A 21,563-nucleotide genomic window follows, 5' to 3' on the forward strand; every position below is an offset into this window, starting at 1 on the left:
GCAGCACTTTATGAAACAAGGAAATAATAATGAATAAAATCTACGCATTAGTATGGAACCCTGCGCAAGACTGCTGGAACGTGGTCAGCGAAAACAGCAGCCGCCGCGGCAAACGCAGCAGCAAGCGCCGGCTGGCGGTGGCGCTGTCGCTGCTTGGCCTGGCGGCGTTGGAGCCGGCCTACGCCCTGCCGACCGGGCAGAATATCGTTGCCGGTCAGGGTTCTGTCTCTACTAACGGCCAGCAGATGACCATCAATCAGCAAAGCGACAAGCTGATCACGCAGTGGGACGGTTTCAGCGTCGGCGCCAATGAAGGCGTGAAGTTCAACCAGCCGGGCAGCAATTCGGTGGCGTTGAACCGTGTCGTGGGCGTCAATGGCAGCGATATTCAGGGGAAAATCGACGCCAACGGCAAAGTGTTCCTGGTGAACCCGAACGGCGTGGTGTTCGGCAAGAACGCCCAGGTGAACGTGGGTGGGCTGGTAGCCTCGACGCGTGACATCAGCAATGCCGATTTCCTGGCGGGTAAAAACCGCTTCGTCGGCCAATCCCAGGCGGAGGTGCGTAACGACGGTACCCTGACCGCCGCCCAGACCGGCAGCGTGGCGCTGCTCGGTGCCCGCGTCAACAACCAGGGCATTATTCAGGCGAAGATGGGCAGCGTCGCGCTGGGTGCCGGCGATGACATCACGCTGAACTTCGACGGCGACAAGCTGCTGAACCTGCAGGTAGACGGCGCGGCGGTGAATGCACTGGTGCAAAACGGCGGTTTGCTGAAAGCCGAAGGCGGCCAGGTATTGATGACCGCCAAAGCGGCTGGCAATGTGCTGCAGAACGTGGTGAACAACCAGGGCAACATTGAAGCCACCACGCTGAACAACCAGGCTGGGCGCATCCTGTTGGATGGCGGCAATAGCGGCATAGTGAATGTTGACGGGCGCATGGACGCCAGTGCGGCTGCCGGCAATGGCGGTTTGATCGAAACGCGCGGCGCGACGGTGAAGGTACAAAACGCGGCGCAAATTACCACGCGTGCGGCTAAGGGCGTTACCGGAAACTGGAAACTCAGTACCGCCAATGTTGACGTCACCTCAACGCCGTCTTCCAATAACGGTAACGGCATTATCTCGGGTGGATCCATCAACTCCGGCGGTTCAATTAACGGCGGCGTCGTGATTGGCTCTTCAGTGGGTTCCGGTGGTTCCATCAACTCTGGCGGCTCCATCAACTCCGGCGGCTCCATCAATGGCGGCATCGTGATTGGCTCTTCGGTGGGCGCGGGCGGTTCAATCAATGGCGGCACCGTCATTGGCTCTTCAGTGGGACCGGGCGGATCCATCAATTCCGGCGGTACTATTAATGGCAACGTTATTATCAATTCTTCGGTTGCATCCGGTGGAACCATTAACGGCGGCTTAGTCATTAACAACTCACCTTTCTCGTCTTCTGTTTCAGGGACAGTGGGAAGCGCGACCCTCGCCAATAACCTGGCTAACACCAATATCGAGCTGGCAAGCACCCAGGGATCGCTGTCCGTGTCTGATGCCGTTACCTGGAATAGCGGTAATGCATTAACGCTGAAGGCTGAGAATTCGTCGATCAATATCAATAAAGCCTTAACCGCGACCGGCGACAACGCCAAGGTCGTGATCGACACCAAGCAAAATATCAACCTGAACGACAACATCACGCTGAGCGGCGCAAAGAGCGGCTTAACCTTGAATTCTGGCACAGGTTATAACCTCGCAGACAAGGCAGCCGTGACCCTTTCGGGCCAAAATGCTGCCTTCAACGCCAATGGTAATGATTATCAGGTGATCCAAACCGCGGCGCAGCTGCAAAACGTTAACCGCGATCTGAAAGGCCGCTACGTTCTGGGGAATAAAATCGCCGGGAATGGCAACTTTGCGCCGATCGGTAAAGACAGCGCATTCAGCGGCACCTTTGATGGCCTGGGGAATACCGTCAGTGACTTAACCATCACCCACGCCGGGCCTAATGTGGGGTTATTTGGCGTTTCAACGGGCAGCATCAGCAATATGAAGCTGTCTTCCCTTACGGTTAACAGTACCGGCAGCGGCGCCAAAGTGGGTTCTCTGGTCGGCCTGAACCAAGGCAGCATTAACAATATTCAAGCCAACGACATCAGGGTAAATAATGGTTCTCAGGTTGGCGGCCTGGTGGGCGTTAACGATAAAGGCACAATATCTGGCGCAAAGGTTTCAGGTACCATCGCCGGTAATGGCAACACTCTGGCCATCGGCGGCCTGGTCGGCAGCAACCTTGGGCAAGAAGCCAAAGTCATTAATAGCCTGGCTGATGTCACTGTTAAGGGAACAATGCATGACAGCGCCAATGTAGGCGGTTTAGTTGGCGTGAATGATGGCGGCGCGATTGCTAACACGACCAGTCGCGGCACGGTATCAGCCTCCGGTTCTACATTGAACGTGGGTGGTCTGGTCGGTGCCAATAACACGGGCAGCATCGCCAACGCCGTCTCTGAAAGCCAGGTAACGGGCAATAAGGCAAGCTATGTCGGCGGATTGGTCGGGCTTAACCTGAGCGATATTATCAATTCCAGCGCCCGCGGTGATGTCAACAGCACCGGGGCAAGCGCGGCCGGCGGTTTGGTCGGGTGGAATTTAAGCGGCAAAGTGCTGAATGCCTGGTCAGGCGGCAAGGTAACGGATCTCGGCGGCCGTGCTATTGGCGGGCTGGTTGGGCAGAACAGTTTTGGCACCCTGACGAACGTGCAATCCAAAGGCACCGCTACCGGCGGGGATAACAGCCAGGTTGGCGGCATTGTGGGGGCCAACAACGGCGGTACCATTATGAATGCAACCGCCTATGCTCAGGTTACCGGCGCAAACAAAGCGAGCGTTGGCGGCCTGGTGGGCCATAACGACAGTGGGACACTCGCCAATGCTTATGCCTATGGGAATGTTGTTGCAGGCACCACCGGCAATGTCGGTGGGTTGGTCGGCCATAATGCCAACGGGACGCTTAACAATACTTATGCCTATGGGGCGGTTTCAGCAGGCAAAGCCGGCAATGTTGGCGGGTTGGTCGGCGTTAATGATACCGGCGCGATTATGAATTCGCGGGCTACCGGTAAAGTCGTGGCTACCGGCAGCACGACCAGCGGTGGTTTGGTAGGGCATAACATTGCAGGAAGATTAGCCAATGTTTCTGCGGCAGGGATGGTCAACGATCTGAACGGCACCCATACCGGTGGGCTGGTTGGCAATAACGACAAAGGAACCATTGAAAACTCCAATGCAACGGGAAGCGTGACCGCCGGGGCAAACAGCCGCGTTGGCGGACTGGCAGGCACCAATAACGGCGGTGTGATCCGTAATTCCTATGCCAATGGCTACGTTTCTGCGGGCGATAATAGCTACACCGGTGGCCTGGTTGGGTTTAACAATGGGGAAATCGTCTCCGCCAGTAGCAGAGCGAACGTTAGCGCAGGCGCAAATAGCCTGGTGGGCGGCCTGGTTGGGCTCAGCGATGACGCCGCACAAGGCAAAATCACCTCATCCTGGGCGAATGGCAATGTCAGAGGGGGAAATAGCAGCCGTGTCGGTGGCCTGGTAGGCAAAAATAATGGCACCATCGCCTCTTCCTCTGCCTATGGCGCTGTCAGTGGCGGTACCAATGCCTTCCTCGGTGGTTTGGTGGGGTTGAATACCTGGAAAATTTTGCAGTCATCCGCAAGCGGAAGAGTTAATACGTTAGCGAGTAATTCCGGCCAGGTTTACGGCGGTTTCGTGGGATACAACTACGGTAACCTGCAAAATAACTGGGTGTACGGCGCAGCCGCGCAAGTGCAATCGATAGGTGTAAACCATAAACCGGGAGTAGAAGAGTAACAACAACCCGGCAGGCAACACGCCTGCCGGATTCTTTTGCATTAAGAGGTATAACGAAACTTGGTACTTAATGGTGGAGCGTAACTTTTCACAACGATAATAACATCGGCACTCGATTACAGTTTTAATAGTACTCGATAAAGACGACGCTAGAACCGGAAAAAGGTCCCGCAGAAATCGCCATATCTGTATTCACTGTACTGGTAATTTCACGAGTATTGCTACCCAGTTTCATTTGGTGCCAACCATTTACATCGCCGGCTATACTAAGCTTGGAATACATACCATTGAGCAGATCAACGGTATCTTTCCCAAGGTGGAGTTTTACAGACATCGGTGCAGTACATTCTGTCGTGATTAATGAACTGGTTGTGTGCAATCCGGTTCCTATAACAAGTTGACCATGAGCAAGGGTAATATTGGGTTGTACGACAGAGCACCATTCATTTCCCGGCGGGGCGTAGGTACATGTGCCAGGGGGGAAGATAATTGAGCCCCAACTAACGTTTCCCATACCTTTCATTACCACACCAACGCATTCACCGCCGTTGGGAGAGCCACTATGCTCGCAAGAAATGGGTAACCATTTCTTGTTATACAAGGAACGCGCAGTGACCCCATGTGAAGTGCCAACAGGTGTAGTATATAGGGTACCGCAAGTATTTGCGCTCGCTCCGGACGCTCCCGCCCCCCCCGCACCATTATGTTTATGGACTGCTCCAATGTAATTTAACGCACTGGTTGACAGAGTTTCTGACATAGGCCCAACCTCTCTCAGTTCCCATTGCATGTTTGTGTATACCGCATGCTGCGCCCCCAGAATGGTGGTTGTCATTCCCGTTAATACCGGCCATTCACCAGCTATACCAGGGAGTGCAATTAAATAAGTTACCCCTGCGATAATCCTATTTTTCATAAAATATCCATTATAAAGCCCAAAAAAAGCATTATTTAGATGTGTTAACTTATGACATTTCCATTTCACTGTGATATAAAACAATCATCCATCTATCATTAAAAACACAACCAATATGGAATTTTACCCAAGAAGTAAAATTACACATCATAACTACAAGTAAATATCCATAATTTAATTTCGAATAAAAATGGATTTAAAACCCCTAAAAATATACTACGTTACTTATAAACTTAAGCGTTACCGAAACCTACGCCTGGGGGACATGCCCAGCTTGCGCTTCTTATTAATACCCATAAAATTCCTTTCCTTCATTATGTTATAATGTTTCCAAAATGAAAAAATGCTTAACCCGGTTAAAAAGATGAGCAAAAAAATAAACATAAAAATCCATTTTATAGAGAAGGTAATCTAACTGAAGAGGTTCATATTCTCAGCAGCCAACTGTACAGGTCACTCCTGCGCATAAAGTTTAACTTTCGCATTACCGACTGCTTGTGTGAATGAACGGTTTTCACGCTAAGATGCATAAACTTTGCGGTTTGCGTTTGGTTAAGCCCCAACCGAAGATAAGAGATGACCTCTGCCTCCCTGCTGCTGAGTTGTCTTCCCAGACAAAACTGACAAGGTTCAGATATCATGTGGACGTAGGTCATTTTCCACAATTTCTCATCGAGAAGGTGAAAGAGTGTCTTAATACTGGCTCGGCTGTCTAAAACCCCCAGCTCTCGGTCACAAACACTCTTTCGCCGCGCTTGAGTGTGTTTTTTTTTCCGCACAGAGATATACATCGGGCGGAAGCCCACCTCAGAGTACGTCGTATCACAATAGGCAATATTCTCAGGTTCAGTCAGAGAATTTAACACCAGATCAGCTGAAGTGCTGTTATTTTCACCCTCCTGAAATTCAACATTCGCCCCCCGCAAAGAGAAATACTCCAACAAAGCAAACTTCAGCCCCTCAACGAAGAACCTGTTGGTATCCATGATTGCTATTCTTATTTTCCTTTCCATTTTCTCTCCCGTTAAATACTTACTCCTGTTTACATAAAGCGCGGATCATCAGGAAAAAATGCCAATGCTTCCCGCTGTAGCCTTTCAGCCTGCGTGTTGTTCCCCTGATGCTTCAATATCAAATACAAACTGGCGTATACATTTCTATCTATATGTTTTTTCAAATAGCCGGTGGCCCACTGGGCGTACCCGGATAGCAATGCCTCATCCTGTGTTTGGTTGAATAACAACAATGCATAGACCTGCTGATCAAACTGCCGGCGTTCACCTTGCAGCAAACTGGCAACAGGCGACATAGCCGCTACTTCACGCATATCGGTAAAATTATTCTGTTCGGCACGCGTCAGGGCCATGCCACCCAGCAACCCGGCCAGCATCACGAGCAGCGTGATCAGGGAAGCTATCGGCAACAAAATGGCCGGGATTTTCCGCCCTATGCCGGTTAACGCGCCGCACTCGCTGGCGGGGGTAACCAGACGATCCAGCATCGCCAGCAACAGCAGGAAAATGGCCCAATGCAGCGTCGATAAATAAAACGGATATTCGGTCTGAGTATGCAGAGCCATTGGCAACAAAACAAAACAGAGCGCCAGCGCGATCCCCTGGTCGGCAGAGAATCTGTTGCACCAGGCTTTATATGCCAGGCGCAGGCCGGCGAACAAAAGCAGCAACATGCCAAGCAACGCCGGCAATCCGCCTTCAACCCACCAAAGCAAAAGCTCGTTATGAGGATGGGCAGCCACTCCAACTCCCAAAGTGGATTGCCCGAGTGCGGCGCGGAAGTGCTGAAAACTGTACTCAAAACCACCATAGCCCCAGCCGCTCAGCGGCTTTTCAACTATCATCGCCAACGTGGTATTCAGCATGACACTGCGGGCGCTGTCTGATCCCACATGGCTAACGGCGCCAACCTGGTTACACCAGGCCAGCACCGCAATGCCAATAACCGTGCCAAGCAACATCATTAACACCGCCGCCCCGCTACGCTGCGGATACTTTCTGGCGTAAACCGCAATAAACAGCAATGCGACAGCAGCGCCGCCCAGCCAACCAATGCGCGATTGCAACCAAACCAGTAAAGCGGGAAACACAGCCAGTAACAGGGCTAACAGCATCAGGCGAAACTTTTCATGCTGCCTTGATTGCAGGTTAAAAACGGGCAAGAGAAACAGCGTCAACGCCAAAGCCAGGCCGGTAGCGGTGAAACTGGCCAGCAGATTAACCTGCTGGAATACCCCATAAGGGCGGCCACCGATGAGCGGATACGGGATCCAGCCCCCCAAACCAAACAGTTGCAGCAGCGCCATAAACGCTTGTATCACCACTGCCAGCAAAATGGCGTAGAACACCCCATGATACGTACGGTTTGATATGTCCGTTTGCAGCCAGGAAAAATAGAATATCAGGCCACCCAATAACCCAGCCCAGCGCCATAAGGCGGCTTCCAGCCATTCTGGCCGGGTAAACAATAAAGGAACAGCCAATAATGCCAGGGCGAGAAATAACAACTTCATCGTAGGCGTTATTATGATGCGTTGTTTGTTGAACAAGATGCCCAGCCCAATCACCAGGCTCAACAATGCCATCATACTCCAGCTCAGGGTAGTCTGCGGCAAGGCTAACCCCACTCCGCCCATATTGGGAATGTAGAGGTGCATAAGTAGAGTTATCCAGGTAAATAATATACCAACCACCCATTCTTTTTTAATATTCTTCAGGCCCCACATATACATCCTTAACTCATTAATTTCCGCCTGTTAAAAAAATAAATTTCAGGAAGAATCACGCAGGGGCTATAACCAGAACGGCAACGCCATTAAAATCGCCAGGTAAAACCTCACCTGAAGCAATCAACTCTGCCTGTATATTCAATGCGGTTCCTGCAGGGGTTGCCGTAAAGGAATACCCTGTATACATGGGTACGCCATTGATGGTTATTTTTGCTTTCAAACTTCCGTCAGGGCGCAGGTTGACAGTACTGCCGGCCCCTGTCCCATCGACGACTCTGATGCGCATATCCTGGGTACAAGACGCATGTATCACGGTCTGTGCAACCAGCCCATTCGCGCGGTCGGCGTTAACAGCCCCATAATCTATATTCATATTGCCTTCCTCAATATGACATAGAGCAGGATCAACAGTGGGTGATCTACATCTCACCCCAGGTAGTGGGGTAAATGCTCCGCCACTGAGTACATACCCTAAATATATACACTTCATTGGCGAATTCGTCACCCCCCATATATATTCGCTCCCAATGAGACCATTTGCATATAGAGCAGAACCCAGATCCCCCATGGTTTTAGAGTTTGATATCCATGGATACTGATACGCGCGATATAACTTACCCCAGTTTCCCCCTCCTGACATATAAGTCCACTGCACCGCAATCCCACAGGTTGTAACCTTATAGCAAGGATTAGCTGTAGTATCGTTCACATCTGCTGATGTGATTTTGTATTTATATATTGACGTCGGGAACTGATAGATATAAACAGCATCCGTAATAATTTCAGCGTGCAATAACGGTGAAAATAAAAAAAACGTAAAAAGGTAATGAATGCGTTTAAAAAAACAAAAAAATATCAATTGCACACCCCACTAAATTAAACAACCGTTAATTTACCATCGAAAACAACCTCAACATCATCAACGACAATACGCCCCAGAACTCACTCATAAAGTAATGTAAATGTCGCCACCGCAGAAAATGCCCCAAGCCGGATGGTTTTATTCGCGATGGCTAGCGGTTCGCCACGGACATAGGCCTTGATAAGGACAATATTATTGCCATTGCTCAGTAGATTGTCTTGAGTCGCGGTTTCTAAAAGTAAAGGTTGCCCCTGCGGCGTTTCAAAACCTATTGCCACCCCCTGCGCCTGGCTGCTTCCATCAAGCGCCAGCAAACCTGGCAAGCTCGGATTCTCGGTTCCACTGAAGCGAACTTTCACCACCTTACCCAGGCTGGTATCGCAATCTGCCAAACGCAGTTGAAAGGGCTTGCTGAGGGTTCGCTGGTTTTGGTACAGGTATTTGTCTATCACAGTACCGAAATCCAGCTGCACGCTTTCGTCCCCAGGCAGGAGGGTACAAGGTTCCTCCACCAGGGCGCCGTGCAGCCGCATATTCTCCGCCGCCGGCGCCGGCAGGGTGACCGCGCCGGCCAGCAGGCCAATAAGCATTTTTTTCATTATGCGCATGCTGCTTCCTATTGATAATCTGCCAGTAACGTCGCCGTCACCGCAAAAGCACCGGCCTTCAGCTCTACACCCGGTTTTTTGACCGGCACCGCCTGCAACACCGGTGGGTTCGCCGCATCAATATGCATGCGCTTGTTCAGCGCGAAAGGCTGGCCGTTTTGTAACAGGCGGACCCCCAAATCGGGAATATTGGTCTGCAACGCGGCAGTATCGAACCCGGTAGGGCTGCCGGATATCATCAACCCCATATCCAAACCAGTGATACCCTGCTCACAGCTGATGCGATAATTCACCATTTGCATATAGTTCTGGCCATCGACCTTGTTCACCCCGACACGATCGCCAAAGTCCACGTCAACCTGCTCGCCATTGTTGATGGTGCAAGGCGGCGGTGCATTTAAGGTGCCGTAAAACGCCATATTCGGTTCAGCCTGAACCGACAGGCTCCCCAACAGCAACGCAGCGGAGAAACAACGCAACAATGTCATTTTTTTGCCTCTTCCTCTGTTCACTGGTAGTCCACCATCAGGGTTGCCGCAGCGCTGAATGCGCCAGCTTTCAATGCGCCACCGGCCCGTTTCACCGGCACCGCCTGCAACAATGGCTTGTTCGGGTAGATGAAATTCACCCAGCTGTTAATCGGCAATGGCTGGCCGCCAGCACGTAGTTCGATCCCCAGGTCGGCCTGTTCGGTCTGCAACGCGCTGTTATTAAATGCCGTCGCGCTGCCTTCAATTTTCATTTTGAATGCATTGGTGGTGTTGTTTTTGCACGTCAGCGTGTAATCCACCGTTTTCATATAATTACTGCCATCTACCCGCGTGGTGACCAGATCGTTGCCGAAATCCACTGCAATGGTCTGGTTGCCGTTAATCACGCAGGACAATGGAGCGATAACCGTGCCTGTGATATTGATGGTGGTAGCGGCATGGTTACTGACGCTGAACAGCGTTGCTGAAAGCGCCAGACCGCAAACCAGCGCCTGTTTCGCCCCCACATATCGGCTCTCTGTCCGTTTTAAAATGCGCATCGCTCGCTCCTTATCAGTCATAACTCAACCGAAAATCCACCGAAGCCGAATAAGCCCCCGCCACCAACGGCGCACGGGTACGTTCCGGCGCAACATGGTACGCCAACGTGTTCTGCCCCGGTGTCAGCAGCAACGGCTGCCCACGACTGCCCAGCCGCACGTCCTGCCCCAGCGGGTCGGTCAGGCGCAATGCCAGCCCGGAGACGCCCTGCACTTTCACCAACTGCGGATTGTTAGCGTCCGCCGGCGCGCTGAAGCTCACCGTCACCGCCGGCTGATATGCCGCCCAGGTCAGCGCGCCGGTGCGGCTGTCGCGGCTGCCCGCCGGGCTGCGCAGACAATCCTGCAACCGCAGCTCAAACCCCACCGGCGTGCCCCGGTCACCGACGTTTTGCAGCCGACCGGTGCCAGTCTCGCCCAGTTGGATGTCCTGCCGTGCACTGCTCATCTCCAGCCGACAGGCGCTCTCGGTCAGCGCGCCATGCACATACAGCGTGCCGTTGGCACCATCGGTATACCAATTGTCCACCGCCTGCCCGTGAGCATTCGGCAGCAACAGCAGCATGGTGCCGAGCGTGATCGGCGCCATCAGCGCCAGTGCCCCCAGGGTGCCGTAGTACTGCCAGTCGCGGTAACTCGGCAGGTGTTGACTCAGTGTTTTGCTTATCCGTTGCATCGTCTTATCTCCTGTTCACCTGCCCAGATTACGGCGTTATGACTTGTTCTTTTCCGGCACCACCTGGCAGGTGCTGCCGCTGCAGCTGAAGGTCAGTTGCGGCCGGCCGCCGTAATCGTTGATGTAAGTCAGGACCGGCGTGCTACCCAGTGCTGCGGCGCTGACGCCCAGTGATATATTGCCCTTCGGTGGCACCATCAGCGGTTCAAAGCCCTTCGCCCCTTCGGCGCCTTTCTTGCTGCCGGCATCCACAATCGTGATGTAGTACGGCGTCGGGTTATTCACCTGGTACTTGTCGCCCTGCTTGCTCAGCGTCAGCTTCTCCTGCCACGGCGTGGCCATCTCCGCCTGGGTCGGGGTGATCGCCGCCGGGCGGTAGAACAGCTTGATGCGCGTCTGCAACGCTATCTGCAGGGTGTTCGGTTTGTCGCTCTTCGGCGGAATTTCCCGCAGGTTGAAGTAGTACAGCGTCTCACGGTCCTGCGGCAGTTGCTTGGCCGCCGGCAGCGCCTGGATTTTCACCTGGCTCGGCTTGCCCGGCTCCACACGCTGCACCGGTGGCAGCACCACTAGCGGGCTCTGCATTTTGTTGCCCTGTTCGTCTTCCAGCCAGGCCTGCGCCAGGTACGGCAACTGTTTGTTCTGGTTGCTGATGTTCAGGCTGACCGAGTTCTGGTCGCCGTCAAAAATCACCCGGGTGCGATCCAGCGCTATCGCCGCCTGCGCCTGCGGGGCCAGCAATGCGCCCAGCAGGGCGGCGGTGGTCAGGTACTGTTTGTTGATGACAAAATGCGTTTTCATAAAAAGTCTCTCTTGCTGATTCAAATAGGGTGTCTGCACTTACTGCGCGTCTGGCTCGCCGGCCGGCAGCGCCTGGCACGGCAACAGCAGGTTGCTCAGCGTGCTGTCCGGCAGCGTCTTCGGCAGGCTGATGGCGCACTGCGCCGCGCCGTTCCAGTTCACCGTCATGCGGTCACCGGCCTGAATGCCGCTCAGGTAGACGCTGCCGCCGTCGTTCACAATCCCTGTTTCCTGCTTTCTCGTGTTCATCACCGTGGCACCGAACGGCGGGGTAGTGCCGTCCGCCAGAGTGATCACCGCCATCGCCTTCTCCCCGGCGATCACGTCAAATTTACGGTAACCGATCGCGCCTTCGGTCAGGGTGGCCTGCACCACCGATTTGGTGGCCTCGGCATTGTCGCCCAGTTTGTTCAGGTCGATGCTGGCCTTGTTGCGGTAGTAGCTGCTCACATCCGCCACCACTGCCTTGCCGAACCTGTTGGTGTTGCTGGTGCTGCCGTAACCACGCACCGGTACCCCGGCTACCCCGCCGGTATCCAGCAACAGACGGGTACCGCCCGGCATGCCGATGCGGTGCAGCGCGCCGCCCTGTGGCGTTAAGGTGGCGCCGCCCTGGGCGGAGAAACCCAGCGCACTGTAGCTGCCTTCCTGGTAACCAACGTTGGCGCTCACCTGAGCAATATCTCCCTGGTGGTTGTAATAACCATTCAGGTTGGCGCCACCGCGTGAGTGGCCCGCGTTCAGTTGGTAGTTGTCGTGCTCGCCAAGCCGGTCGTAATAGCCCACCCGGTGAGTGGTGTCGTTACGGTTCACCGAGGTGTTGTAACTGAGGTTGGCACCGTTGCCCCACGGCATCGACAGCGACAGATACATGCCGTCGTCATTGCTGCCGTTGTACTTGTTGCGGTACCCGGCCAGCGACAGGCTCAGGTTTTTAAAGCGCCCGATGTCGAAATAACGCGACATCGTCAGGTTATAACGGTCATTGACCGGCCGATCCCAGTAAGTCTGGTGGTCATAGTTCAGGTACAAACTGACCCCTGCATCCCGGAACTGTTTGTTGAAGGTGATGGTGTACATCTCCTTGCTGCCACCGACCCGGTTACCGTAATAGCGCGCATCCAGGTACTCGCTCATGCTCATGAAGTCTTGTTCCGAGAAGCGGTAGCCGGCGAAGGTCACCTGGCTGTCCAGCTCGTCGAAGCTCTTCGAATAGCTCAGACGGTACGAGCCGCCGCTCAGCGTGCCGTCCTGCTGCGGCAAACGCGCCCGCGACTGGGTGGCGTCAAACGACAGCGCGCCCAGCGCCATCAGGTCGCGGCCGATACCCAGCGACGCCGCGTTGTAATCGCCGCCACCCAAGGCACCGCCGTACAGCGACCAACCGTTGCTCACCCCCCAGGAAAACTCCCCGGTGCCGAACAATGGGCCGTTGGTGCGGTGCCGCCAGTCCGACGGCCGGCCGGCGGCAAACTTGTAGCGCACCGAGCCGGGCCGGGTCAGGTACGGAATACTGGCGGTGTTCATGGTGAACGCCTGCACGCTGCCGTCTTGTTCCTCCACCCGCACGTCCAGCTCACCGGATACGGCATCATTGATGTCCTGAATGCGGAACGGCCCCGCCGCCACCTGGGTCTCGTAAATCACCCGGCCCTGCTGGCTGACGGTGACCTTGGCGTTGGTCTTCGCCACCCCCACCACTTCCGGCGCATAGCCGCGCAGGTTCGGCGGCAGCATATTGTCGTCCGATACCAGGCTGGCACCGGTAAAACGGAAGCTGTCGAACAGGCCGGAATTCAGGTAATCCTCCCCCAGCGTCAACTTGGAGCGCAGCGACGGCAGCGCGCGATAAAGGTAGTAGCGGCTCCAGTCCAGTTGCCGGTCGGTACCCCGCCCGCCCGTTTGGCGATTAAACTGCCCCTGCCAGTCGGCACGCAGTCGCCAGGCGCCCAGGTTGGCACCGGTGGTGCCGTTGCCGCTCAGGCTGTAGCTCTGCGAACCGTCGCGCTGCTGACGCTGGGTCTGGCCATTGAGGTTGTAATCAAACAGCAACCCCGCAATGCCTTCATCCCAGCGCGACGGCGGGTCCCAGTCCGGTGAAGAATATTCCAGATAGGCCTGCGGAATACTCAGGTACAGCGCCGCAGTGGCCAGGTCGCCGCGGGCTTCCATGCCCTTCAGGCTGGCGATATCCAGACATTCGTCCTGGTGCCACCAGCGCAGCCCTTTCAGTGCGTCGGCCTTCAGCCCCAGTTGCTCCACCAGCGCCGGTGAAAGACAGGCCTGGCTGCCTTTCGGATCATCGTCCGGCGGATAAAAAGGGACGTTCTGCTCCGGCAGCTCATTTTTATTGATGTGAACCGTCAGGCTGTAGGTCCCCGGCATCATATAACCACTGCGGGAGAACTGGCTCAGATCGATATTTTTCCGGTCGTTCACATCCAGCACGTCGGTATTAAACTGAATGCCGTCGTCGGCAAAAACCGGCGCGGCAGAACTTATCGCCAGACAAATACAGGCCCTTAATAACTGAATGCGGAACCGCGTCCCTGCAGAAATAAACACCATAGCCATCAACCCTGTATTTAATAATTTTTATTCGTGTCAGTAATAATCCAGCTTAAAACGTACGGCGGTGGAATAGGCTCCGGCCCGTAATGACTGGCTATTGCTCACCAACCGCAGGGCATAATTCAGCTGCATGGACCCTATTGAAATATCACCGAGCGGTAAAGGCTTCCCTGGCGTGGCAATATTTCCCTGTCTGTCGGCAATTTGCAGGGCAATGCCCTTTGCTTCACCCTGCACACCAAATAATGCACCGTCCGCTTCACCGTCAAAAGTCACCTGAAAATGCCTCCAGTTCGGCAATGTATTATTGGGCCGGGTTAATACACAGTTGATTAATTCAATGGAGAAAGGTTTGGTTATCCCCTGACCATCGCGAATAATATCGGAAAACGGTACCGTTTCCATATCAATAACCTGTTCACGACTGCCGGCAGCAATGGCGCAGGCCGTATCGATAATGGCCCCTTGCATATTGACGCGTCCCCAGCCCTGAGTCGGGTGGGCGGCCTGAGCGCTGCTGATAGATAACAGCAGGGTCAATATGCAAGGGGGCATTACTTTCCCAGGAAAGTGATTCATTGAATATTCCCTATTCACAAACGTATTTTCCGGTAAAAAAGCATGCGGGATATCCCGCATGCTAAATTCATTTAATCAAAGCAAGGCTTATTGGTAAGCCAGGGTGAAGTCAGCGACAGACTGGAAATCACCTGGGGTCACTACTGCGCCAGAGGCTTTGCTACCCTGCAAATAAGCGGAGAAGCTCAGGGTGTTGTTACCGTTAGCCAGAGTCTGTGCATTAGAGGCTTTACCCAGTTCAATCAGTTTGCCTGAACCGTCGGTAATGGCGATGCCTGCACCTTTAGCGGTACCGGTAATACCCAGCAGCTTGCTGTCTTCAACAGAAGAGGCACCGGTAAAGGTAATAGCGACCGAGTTATTTTTACCGACAACAGGCGTACCCGACCCAGCGCTCAATTCACAGTTTTCCAGTTTGATCTGGAAGTTTTTTGGCGTGGACTGGCCGCCGTCTTTCAGCGCAACATTAGAAACCTGGCCCAGGTTTACAGTCTGGTCGACGGTTTCAGGGGTAATAGAGCAAGGAGCATCGATGATTGCGCCTTTAAAGGTCACAGTACCGTGGCCCTGATCTTTAACTGCAGCGTTAGCCATCATAGAAGTTGCGCCGAAAGCCAGTACTGCTGCCATCATGATTTTGTTCAGTTTCATAAAAAGCCCTTACATTCCTTTATAATAAGAAGATATCGATAATTAATTAACAAGTTTCTTGAAGAGGAGGAGAGAAAACCGCGATTAACCCAAGTTCTTTCTTACCAACCTTATTTTCAACCAGCTCACCGCCAGCCACTACAATGTATCGCAACCCTCCACACATCGAAACAATATAGTGTTAATCGATAAAAAAACGGGATTTAATAAAAAATAAATGCCAATATATATAATTAACATCTAAAAATGACCGATTTTACATAAACATATATATGTTCATAAATATTTATAGACTTAATATTAATTAATTAGTGACAAATAAGCAGATTAATCCTATACCCTTACCAGTCGGGTTATTGAAAAAAGGAAATTGTGATAGCAAAATCAGCCTTCCCAACAAAAAGGAAGGCTTACGAAAAATGATTTTCGTTATAAACAAGAAGATTAAATACAATGAATATGAAGGCATGCTGGAAGATATCGACGATCCAGAAAATACGATTTTACTGGTTAAACCCGCATGTAGACTCTTGTCTATCTTTGTGAGGAATAATGACATGCTTATTAAGCGTAAACAGCTGCTTGATGAGGTGTGGGAGGATTATGGACTCAAAGCTACAGACAGTAATTTAAATAACTATATCTCTGGTTTGAGAAGATCGCTGGCAAAAATCGATTCAGAGGAACTGATCATCACCTATCCAAGACAGGGGTTTAAATTCGTCGCAAAAAAAATAACCCGACAGGATCTTAACGCTGCTCTATTGGAAAAAAACCTTATGCAGGACAGTGATAATGATACGGAAGAAACAAAACCCGAACTCCCCATGGCAGAGTTAACGTCGCCGCCTGCCTGGTGGAAAAAGATCGCTTTGAAAAAAATGGCCTTCATCGCAGTTATTCTGGTTTTCCCGTATTTATTAAGCATGGCCTACAAGCAAATCCCAGTCAGTAACATTACCAACCTGGGGCAATACAAGAACTGCGACATCTACTCAATCAAGTATAACGGCATGCAGCCCAAAGAGATTGAAAACGTGATCGCCAAGCATTACACCTGCGAGGATAAGGCTAACATTTATTACTACTTCAACATCAAAAAGGAGGGGTTGTCATCTCACGCATCGGTATTTGCTTACTGCCCACTGGATGTTTCTGCCGCTTGCGAGCTCAGCTATGTAAAAAGTTAGAGGAAAAGAGGGTTAGCGAAGTACATGAGTGAGAAGAAACAATAAAAATGCACACAAAAATCGTCGTAGCAAGATAATCCCGTGCAAAAACGTCCTGCAGTCAGGTTAACAGATTACATCGCCAGGTCGGTTAACCCCTAATAATCCCATAATAGCACCCCGTCCACCTTCGACGTGCTATTATGGGCCGTTACTCATTTGGTGGTTTTGGTACAAATGAATACAGGTGCCCGGTTACCGGTAAAAACAAAACTGCTATTGCTTAGCTGTTCAATTTTCAACAAAAAATATTTACTATTTATTATAGGTATCGTTTTGCTCACGTCATCCTGCTCGATGTTATCCGCAGGCTGTTTTTTGACGTCTTTAACGGTAAAGTAATAATAGCCACTTTTATATCTGTAATCGGCTTCAATCACTCGTGACACTGTATAGCTTCCTTTTTCACCTGTCGCATGCCCGTTGATGATAAACGTTGCCTCACGAAATCCCGAGGGCACCACATTAAGCAATATAAGGCTCTCTTTTTTCTCGTCGTCAATCGGCCGGAACACTTTGATGACTGATTTACATTCAGGGACATTATGAAAATCGAAGAATAGCCACGTCACCCCAATAATAACGAACAGTGATAATAGCGAAATAAAAATACTTAAGTATCTTTTATAATTACTTTTTATTAATGATTTCATGAACATTCTCACACTGGGTTTCTACCCCCTTCAGCCTTGAAGAAGGGCAATAAGACAGAAAAGATATTGCGTTTTTCATGCCCGTTCTGCTGACCAACATCTGGCTGTTAAAATAGTAAATGGTCGCAGGGACATTGCAGTTAAATTTTGCTGACTCAATTAAGGGTTTTACCCCATCCAACTCAGCGCTGCTATGCTTGACGTAATGTGAGGCTGTCAAAACACTTACGGTGCAGCTTCTAACCTTACCCATTGGGCGATAGACGACAGGATCATATTTATCAAAGAAAGGGTAAGCCGCTACCATGATGAGCGCTACGGCCAGTAACGACAGCGCGATTAACCCCAAAGGTTTCCACTTTTTCTCTACCACGGCGGCCGGTACAGCGCTGCTCTCCGGGGACACTGTGCTCTCTTCCCCCACAGTGTTGACTTCGTCCGCAGAAAACATAAACCCTTGTCTTGGCACGGTGACAATGATTTCACTCTCGCCAAATGAGGTGAAAATTTTTCTGATCATCGAAATATAGTTATTCAGGTTACTATTTGACGATGATTTCCCGTACTCATCCCAGGCATTGGATAAAAGAAATTCGCGGGTAAGCAGCAGGTTGTTATTCTTAACCAATAAAGACAATACCCTGCACAGCGTAGCGGTGAGCATAACGGGCTCTACTGTATCATCCAGTAACTCTATCGTGGATTTATCTTCATGGAAGATAATTCTCTTATTGATTATAAATTTCATTTATCCATTTATATCCCATCAAAATAACGGAAAAAAAATAAAAAATCTTCCCAACCCTCCAACCTTTCGTTAAAAATCAAACTAGGAAAATTCTTAAATCACAATGCTACAACAAAACAATAAAGCCTGTCCAAGGATATTGATGGCACAACGCGGCTCCCCCTAAGTGCTTCGAAAATCGCCTGGTGATCACCAAGCATTATGTCATGAATTAAAAAGACTTTATCGTTCAAACCGCTCTTTGAGGGGTAAGCAAACCGCCCCATTGATAGCTAAAGGCGATGTGCTGCTTATGTTATTTCCTGCCAGTGATCGTTGTTTCCACATTGTTGCGGGCCACGCCTGAATTCTACGTTCACGCTGGGTTCCAAGATAAGGGTTCGCGTTGCCTGCCGGTATGGGGTGCCACACTGTCGTGTTCATCATCCCCCCACCACATCATAACCGAAGTCGATTGCATCAAATGCCCCGCCCCGGACCAAACTCAAGGGCCGCACATCAGACCAGCAATGCTTCTCTGCTTTCTTACGATAAATCGAATATGTTCTCCACCTCGACCCAATTCCTGTCTGATCGCTGCCTAAGAAGAAACGTTGCGTTGATCTCGCTTTCATCCGCAAAACACGCTTCAGTACAACACGATACAATGGCATTATCCTGCGATAAATACCATTATAAATGGAAAGGTTTTTTATCAGAAAAGTATATTTCAGGTAAAAAATTTATATATTTCTTTCACTAACAGCATCAATTTTGCAACAACCAATAGTGACAAGAAATGATATCTACAAGCTTAAGCAAGCTGACGCGCAGAGACAAATAAATTTTCATAAAAAAAACAGTACCTTATCCTAATTGTTTTTATCAACAGTCAAACAGGCAATTCAAATAGATACTTATTTTATATACAAGACGAAATAAACTTATAATTACTTAGTTTTCCATGCAGGGTAAACAAAAAAAAACCATCAACCCAAAGCAATATTTCAATTGCAATCCAACAGCAACCATAATGCTTCACCAGATAATCCTGCATGGTATTTTACTTCCCCTGGGCTCGGTAATTTATTTGCGTCACTTAACATTTTAGATGTACAGGCGCACAGCTGAAACCAGGTCAATTATCTAATCAGTATTATAAAGCCTTTATATCTATGGAGTGCTAACATGGAGTTCCCAAGAAAAATTTCCTGCCTTTCGGCAATGGTATCGGTTTTTCACTGGTGTGGCGATATTAAGGATAGAAATAAGGTCAGGCGCTTCAATATTCTGACCTGTTTCTATCGATGCGGAAGTTTCAAAAAACCGCATGCTCGGCAGCCAGTTCCCCACTTATCGGGCCTGGTTGAAATGATCCCTGATAAACACCGGCAGGTCATTCGATGGCGGCGTAAAGGGCACCTGGTACATCATGTCGCCGACAAAGCCCCGGTGATAGGTGGCATGATTCACCAGGTGCAGCACGATTTCCTCCTGCGTCATCACGCCCTCCCCCCCACCGACAAACTCGAAATGGACGGCTTTCGTCAGATCCTCGTTTGACCAGCTATCCACCAGATCGATATACCAACGGTCCATTTCCTGCACCGTCTGCCACAAATCCTCTAGCGCCGGCGTATGCTCGGTATTGCGCGCGGTATAGCCGTGCTTTTTCCCCTGCAGATGGTGCCTGAAAATATCGTCCACCACATAAATATGGTTCAACGTATGCACCATATTGCCAAACCGCGTCGGGCGCTGTTTCAGGGCTTCACCCTCCGGCAAGGATCTGACGTTGCTGAACGTCAATGCATCCGCCCAGGCTTTGTAACGCACCAGCATTTTCAATGTGTTGAGGGCCGAGGCCGTCGGCGCTGTCTGAACGGCCGTTTCACTGAGAAGCGAGTTATTCGTCACCACTGACATGCTGTGAACTCCTGATTTCAACATTTAACGTTTTTTAAAAAAGCGTCGATTACCCTGCGCCAGTCACCTGATTGTGCATCAAAAAAGCCAGGTTGCCTCGGCACCTGGCTTTTTATTTCATTATTGTAATCCTATGCCATTTTTTACTGAGCTCGGCGGCACGCCATATTTGGCAGAAAATGCCCGCGAAAACGCCTCCACGCTGCCAAACCCAACCTGATAGGCCACCTGCTTGACGCTTCGCCCTGACATCAGCGCTTTTCTGCCCAGCGTTAAACGCCATGCCGTGAGATAGGCCCCCGGCGTTTCCCCCACAACCGTACCGAATCGCTCGATAAAATGGCTGCGCGACATACCGGCGATCTGCGCCAGTCTTTCAACCGACCATTTGCAGGCCGGTTCGTCATGCATGGCGACCAGGCTGCGGTGCAGGGCGGGATGGGCCAGCCCGGCCAACATGCCGGCTTTCACCGCACCGGCGGCAATAGCGCGCCTGATGACCAGCACAATGATGACTTCGCACAACCGGTCTTGCACCGACACCGTGCCACAACGGGGGGATTGCGCTTCGCCAATGAACAAATCGGCCACGCCCTGCAGCGCCGGCGTATCCGCCAGCAAGAAGTCCATTCGGTCAGGCAAGGTGCCGACCAGCGGGTTCAGCTCGCCGGAAAAGTCGACGCCGGCGCTGACGATGACGGCAAACTCACCTTCCGGCGGCGGCCCGCCGGCGACGTTAAAACGGATATGCGACGCCCCTTCACCCATCTCACGCGCAGCGACGTAGAGGTTGGCAGAGTCTGTCGGGCCGGAAAGCACCCTGGCTTTCAGATCAAATGCCCTGAGAAAGGCGGCCAGCCGGTCATGCTTGTGCATATTTGTACTTTTCATCATGAAATTTGGACATTACCCGTCAGAAAGTACGCTAGTTTGCAGGCAACCGTCAAAACCTCATGGAGCCCCCACATGCGCATCGCGTTACTGCATACCTTTGAAACCAATATTGCGCTATTTACTCAGGCCGCGTCCCGCTTCGGCTTGCCCGCAGATGCACTGGTTCACGCCGTTCGCGCCGATCTGCGTGCCGCCGCGGAAGCGGGAGCGCCGGACCTGGAACAACAGGTCTGCGCCGCGCTTGAAACGCTCAGCCAAACTGCCGATGTGGTGGTGCTGACCTGTTCCACGCTCTCCAGCGCAGCTAAAGCGCTCGCCGCAACCTCGCCCGTCCCGATACTCAGAGCGGACTATGTGCTGGCGCAAAGAGCGCTGCAGGCAAGTGATTCGATCGTCGCCCTGTGCGCCACCGAAGCCTCGGCGCTGTATACGCAACGGTTGTTTGAAGAAGCAGGCAAGCGTGCCGGCCAAAAGGTTGAAGCCCGGGTTGTGCCGGACTGTGGCTTGCAGCTGCAACAGGGCAATACCCAAGCGGCTCTGCTGCTTACCGCACTGGCTGCCGAACAGGCCAACCAACAGGGGGCTACCGGCGTGGTGCTGATGCATCCGTGGATGGAGGGCGCGTTAGCCACGATCGCAACCGACCAAGTTCCTCTGTCCAGCGCCCCGGTTAGCCTGTCGGCCGCAGTGAATATTCTCCGGGCCGCCTCTGCCGACTAAACCCGCCCCCGTTCCCCTCTCAGACCGGGGTCATGCCCCGGTCTGCCTGTTTTCACTTCCTTTATCATTCCCTCCGGCGCAACCCCGTATTTTCTGTCATGATTT

General features: G+C 51.8%; 19 protein-coding genes. 3 read left to right on the forward strand and 16 right to left on the reverse strand.

Annotated elements, in window-relative coordinates:
• Window positions 1-29: 29 nt before the first annotated feature.
• Window positions 30-3,872, forward strand: a complete 3,843-nt coding sequence (locus V2S86_RS23610) for a two-partner secretion domain-containing protein (protein WP_330764381.1) — start codon at window positions 30-32, stop codon at window positions 3,870-3,872.
• Window positions 3,873-3,996: 124 nt separating this feature from the next.
• Here V2S86_RS23610 and V2S86_RS23615 read toward each other — a convergent pair whose 3' ends face one another.
• The 12 genes from V2S86_RS23615 to V2S86_RS23670 form a co-directional block, all read right to left on the reverse strand.
• Window positions 3,997-4,788: a hypothetical protein gene (locus V2S86_RS23615; protein WP_330764382.1), complete on the reverse strand. Its 792-nt coding sequence runs from the start codon at window positions 4,786-4,788 to the stop codon at window positions 3,997-3,999.
• 425 nt (window positions 4,789-5,213) lie between these two features.
• On the reverse strand, window positions 5,214-5,801 hold the full coding sequence (locus tag V2S86_RS23620) for a helix-turn-helix transcriptional regulator (protein WP_330764383.1): 588 nt from the start codon (window positions 5,799-5,801) through the stop codon (window positions 5,214-5,216).
• Between the two features lie 29 nt (window positions 5,802-5,830).
• Window positions 5,831-7,459, reverse strand: coding sequence for a PglL family O-oligosaccharyltransferase (locus tag V2S86_RS23625; RefSeq protein ID WP_330764384.1), 1,629 nt, complete (start codon window positions 7,457-7,459; stop codon window positions 5,831-5,833).
• Window positions 7,460-7,583: 124 nt separating this feature from the next.
• The gene (locus tag V2S86_RS23630; protein ID WP_330764385.1) at window positions 7,584-8,396 is read right to left on the reverse strand and encodes an MrpH family fimbial adhesin; all 813 of its coding nucleotides are present in this window, start codon (window positions 8,394-8,396) and stop codon (window positions 7,584-7,586) included.
• A gap of 77 nt (window positions 8,397-8,473) precedes the next feature.
• Window positions 8,474-9,001 carry a fimbrial protein gene (locus V2S86_RS23635; protein WP_330764386.1) on the reverse strand — a complete coding sequence of 176 codons (528 nt, stop codon included), beginning with the start codon at window positions 8,999-9,001 and terminating at the stop codon, window positions 8,474-8,476.
• Window positions 9,002-9,009: 8 nt separating this feature from the next.
• A complete protein-coding gene (locus V2S86_RS23640) occupies window positions 9,010-9,489 on the reverse strand; it encodes a fimbrial protein (RefSeq protein WP_330764387.1) in 480 nt (159 codons plus the stop codon).
• A 20-nt stretch (window positions 9,490-9,509) separates the two neighbouring features.
• Window positions 9,510-10,031: a fimbrial protein gene (locus V2S86_RS23645; RefSeq protein ID WP_330764388.1), complete on the reverse strand. Its 522-nt coding sequence runs from the start codon at window positions 10,029-10,031 to the stop codon at window positions 9,510-9,512.
• Between the two features lie 13 nt (window positions 10,032-10,044).
• Window positions 10,045-10,707 (reverse strand): fimbrial protein, encoded by a 663-nt coding sequence (locus V2S86_RS23650; RefSeq protein WP_330764389.1) that lies wholly within the window; start codon window positions 10,705-10,707, stop codon window positions 10,045-10,047.
• A 36-nt stretch (window positions 10,708-10,743) separates the two neighbouring features.
• The gene (locus tag V2S86_RS23655) at window positions 10,744-11,508 is read right to left on the reverse strand and encodes a fimbria/pilus periplasmic chaperone (protein WP_330764390.1); all 765 of its coding nucleotides are present in this window, start codon (window positions 11,506-11,508) and stop codon (window positions 10,744-10,746) included.
• A gap of 39 nt (window positions 11,509-11,547) precedes the next feature.
• On the reverse strand, window positions 11,548-14,076 hold the full coding sequence (locus tag V2S86_RS23660; RefSeq protein WP_330764391.1) for an outer membrane usher protein: 2,529 nt from the start codon (window positions 14,074-14,076) through the stop codon (window positions 11,548-11,550).
• Window positions 14,077-14,112: 36 nt separating this feature from the next.
• Window positions 14,113-14,634, reverse strand: a complete 522-nt coding sequence (locus V2S86_RS23665) for a fimbrial protein (RefSeq protein ID WP_442996164.1) — start codon at window positions 14,632-14,634, stop codon at window positions 14,113-14,115.
• A 111-nt stretch (window positions 14,635-14,745) separates the two neighbouring features.
• Window positions 14,746-15,309 carry a fimbrial protein gene (locus V2S86_RS23670; RefSeq protein WP_330764392.1) on the reverse strand — a complete coding sequence of 188 codons (564 nt, stop codon included), beginning with the start codon at window positions 15,307-15,309 and terminating at the stop codon, window positions 14,746-14,748.
• Window positions 15,310-15,728: 419 nt separating this feature from the next.
• Here V2S86_RS23670 and V2S86_RS23675 point away from each other — a divergent pair, with 419 nt between their 5' ends.
• The gene (locus V2S86_RS23675; RefSeq protein ID WP_442996165.1) at window positions 15,729-16,499 is read left to right on the forward strand and encodes a winged helix-turn-helix domain-containing protein; all 771 of its coding nucleotides are present in this window, start codon (window positions 15,729-15,731) and stop codon (window positions 16,497-16,499) included.
• Between the two features lie 194 nt (window positions 16,500-16,693).
• On the opposite strand, the gene V2S86_RS23680 is transcribed toward V2S86_RS23675, so the two are convergent.
• From V2S86_RS23680 to V2S86_RS23695, 4 genes are all read right to left on the reverse strand, one after another.
• Window positions 16,694-17,191 (reverse strand): hypothetical protein, encoded by a 498-nt coding sequence (locus V2S86_RS23680; RefSeq protein WP_330764394.1) that lies wholly within the window; start codon window positions 17,189-17,191, stop codon window positions 16,694-16,696.
• Window positions 17,169-17,939, reverse strand: coding sequence for a winged helix-turn-helix domain-containing protein (locus V2S86_RS23685; RefSeq protein ID WP_330764395.1), 771 nt, complete (start codon window positions 17,937-17,939; stop codon window positions 17,169-17,171). Before V2S86_RS23685 ends, V2S86_RS23680 begins: the two co-directional genes overlap by 23 nt.
• Window positions 17,940-19,271: 1,332 nt before the next feature.
• Window positions 19,272-19,844: a DinB family protein gene (locus V2S86_RS23690; protein ID WP_330764396.1), complete on the reverse strand. Its 573-nt coding sequence runs from the start codon at window positions 19,842-19,844 to the stop codon at window positions 19,272-19,274.
• 120 nt (window positions 19,845-19,964) lie between these two features.
• A complete protein-coding gene (locus tag V2S86_RS23695) occupies window positions 19,965-20,720 on the reverse strand; it encodes a helix-turn-helix transcriptional regulator (protein WP_330764397.1) in 756 nt (251 codons plus the stop codon).
• A 90-nt stretch (window positions 20,721-20,810) separates the two neighbouring features.
• On the opposite strand from V2S86_RS23695, the gene V2S86_RS23700 reads away from it, so the two are divergent.
• Complete coding sequence (locus V2S86_RS23700; protein ID WP_330764398.1) at window positions 20,811-21,458, forward strand: hypothetical protein; 648 nt, start codon at window positions 20,811-20,813, stop codon at window positions 21,456-21,458.
• Window positions 21,459-21,563 lie beyond the last annotated feature (105 nt).

The sequence above is a fragment of the Serratia sp. C2(1) genome (assembly GCF_036352655.1).
Lineage (GTDB): Bacteria > Pseudomonadota > Gammaproteobacteria > Enterobacterales > Enterobacteriaceae > Serratia > Serratia inhibens.

What these genes read in the sequence shown, in the direction of transcription:
- V2S86_RS23615 (WP_330764382.1), bottom strand. Translation starts at nt 4,788, where the DNA reads ATGAAAAATAGGATTATCGCAGGGGTAACTTATTTAATTGCACTCCCT.
- V2S86_RS23665 (WP_442996164.1), bottom strand. Translation starts at nt 14,634, where the DNA reads ATGCCCCCTTGCATATTGACCCTGCTGTTATCTATCAGCAGCGCTCAG.
- V2S86_RS23670 (WP_330764392.1), bottom strand. Translation starts at nt 15,309, where the DNA reads ATGAAACTGAACAAAATCATGATGGCAGCAGTACTGGCTTTCGGCGCA.
- V2S86_RS23645 (WP_330764388.1), bottom strand. Translation starts at nt 10,031, where the DNA reads ATGCGCATTTTAAAACGGACAGAGAGCCGATATGTGGGGGCGAAACAG.
- V2S86_RS23620 (WP_330764383.1), bottom strand. Translation starts at nt 5,801, where the DNA reads ATGGAAAGGAAAATAAGAATAGCAATCATGGATACCAACAGGTTCTTC.
- V2S86_RS23650 (WP_330764389.1), bottom strand. Translation starts at nt 10,707, where the DNA reads ATGCAACGGATAAGCAAAACACTGAGTCAACACCTGCCGAGTTACCGC.
- V2S86_RS23655 (WP_330764390.1), bottom strand. Translation starts at nt 11,508, where the DNA reads ATGAAAACGCATTTTGTCATCAACAAACAGTACCTGACCACCGCCGCC.
- V2S86_RS23610 (WP_330764381.1), top strand. Translation starts at nt 30, where the DNA reads ATGAATAAAATCTACGCATTAGTATGGAACCCTGCGCAAGACTGCTGG.
- V2S86_RS23625 (WP_330764384.1), bottom strand. Translation starts at nt 7,459, where the DNA reads ATGCACCTCTACATTCCCAATATGGGCGGAGTGGGGTTAGCCTTGCCG.
- V2S86_RS23700 (WP_330764398.1), top strand. Translation starts at nt 20,811, where the DNA reads ATGCGCATCGCGTTACTGCATACCTTTGAAACCAATATTGCGCTATTT.
- V2S86_RS23675 (WP_442996165.1), top strand. Translation starts at nt 15,729, where the DNA reads ATGATTTTCGTTATAAACAAGAAGATTAAATACAATGAATATGAAGGC.
- V2S86_RS23690 (WP_330764396.1), bottom strand. Translation starts at nt 19,844, where the DNA reads ATGTCAGTGGTGACGAATAACTCGCTTCTCAGTGAAACGGCCGTTCAG.
- V2S86_RS23695 (WP_330764397.1), bottom strand. Translation starts at nt 20,720, where the DNA reads ATGCACAAGCATGACCGGCTGGCCGCCTTTCTCAGGGCATTTGATCTG.
- V2S86_RS23685 (WP_330764395.1), bottom strand. Translation starts at nt 17,939, where the DNA reads ATGAAATTTATAATCAATAAGAGAATTATCTTCCATGAAGATAAATCC.
- V2S86_RS23660 (WP_330764391.1), bottom strand. Translation starts at nt 14,076, where the DNA reads ATGGTGTTTATTTCTGCAGGGACGCGGTTCCGCATTCAGTTATTAAGG.
- V2S86_RS23680 (WP_330764394.1), bottom strand. Translation starts at nt 17,191, where the DNA reads ATGAAATCATTAATAAAAAGTAATTATAAAAGATACTTAAGTATTTTT.
- V2S86_RS23640 (WP_330764387.1), bottom strand. Translation starts at nt 9,489, where the DNA reads ATGACATTGTTGCGTTGTTTCTCCGCTGCGTTGCTGTTGGGGAGCCTG.
- V2S86_RS23635 (WP_330764386.1), bottom strand. Translation starts at nt 9,001, where the DNA reads ATGCGCATAATGAAAAAAATGCTTATTGGCCTGCTGGCCGGCGCGGTC.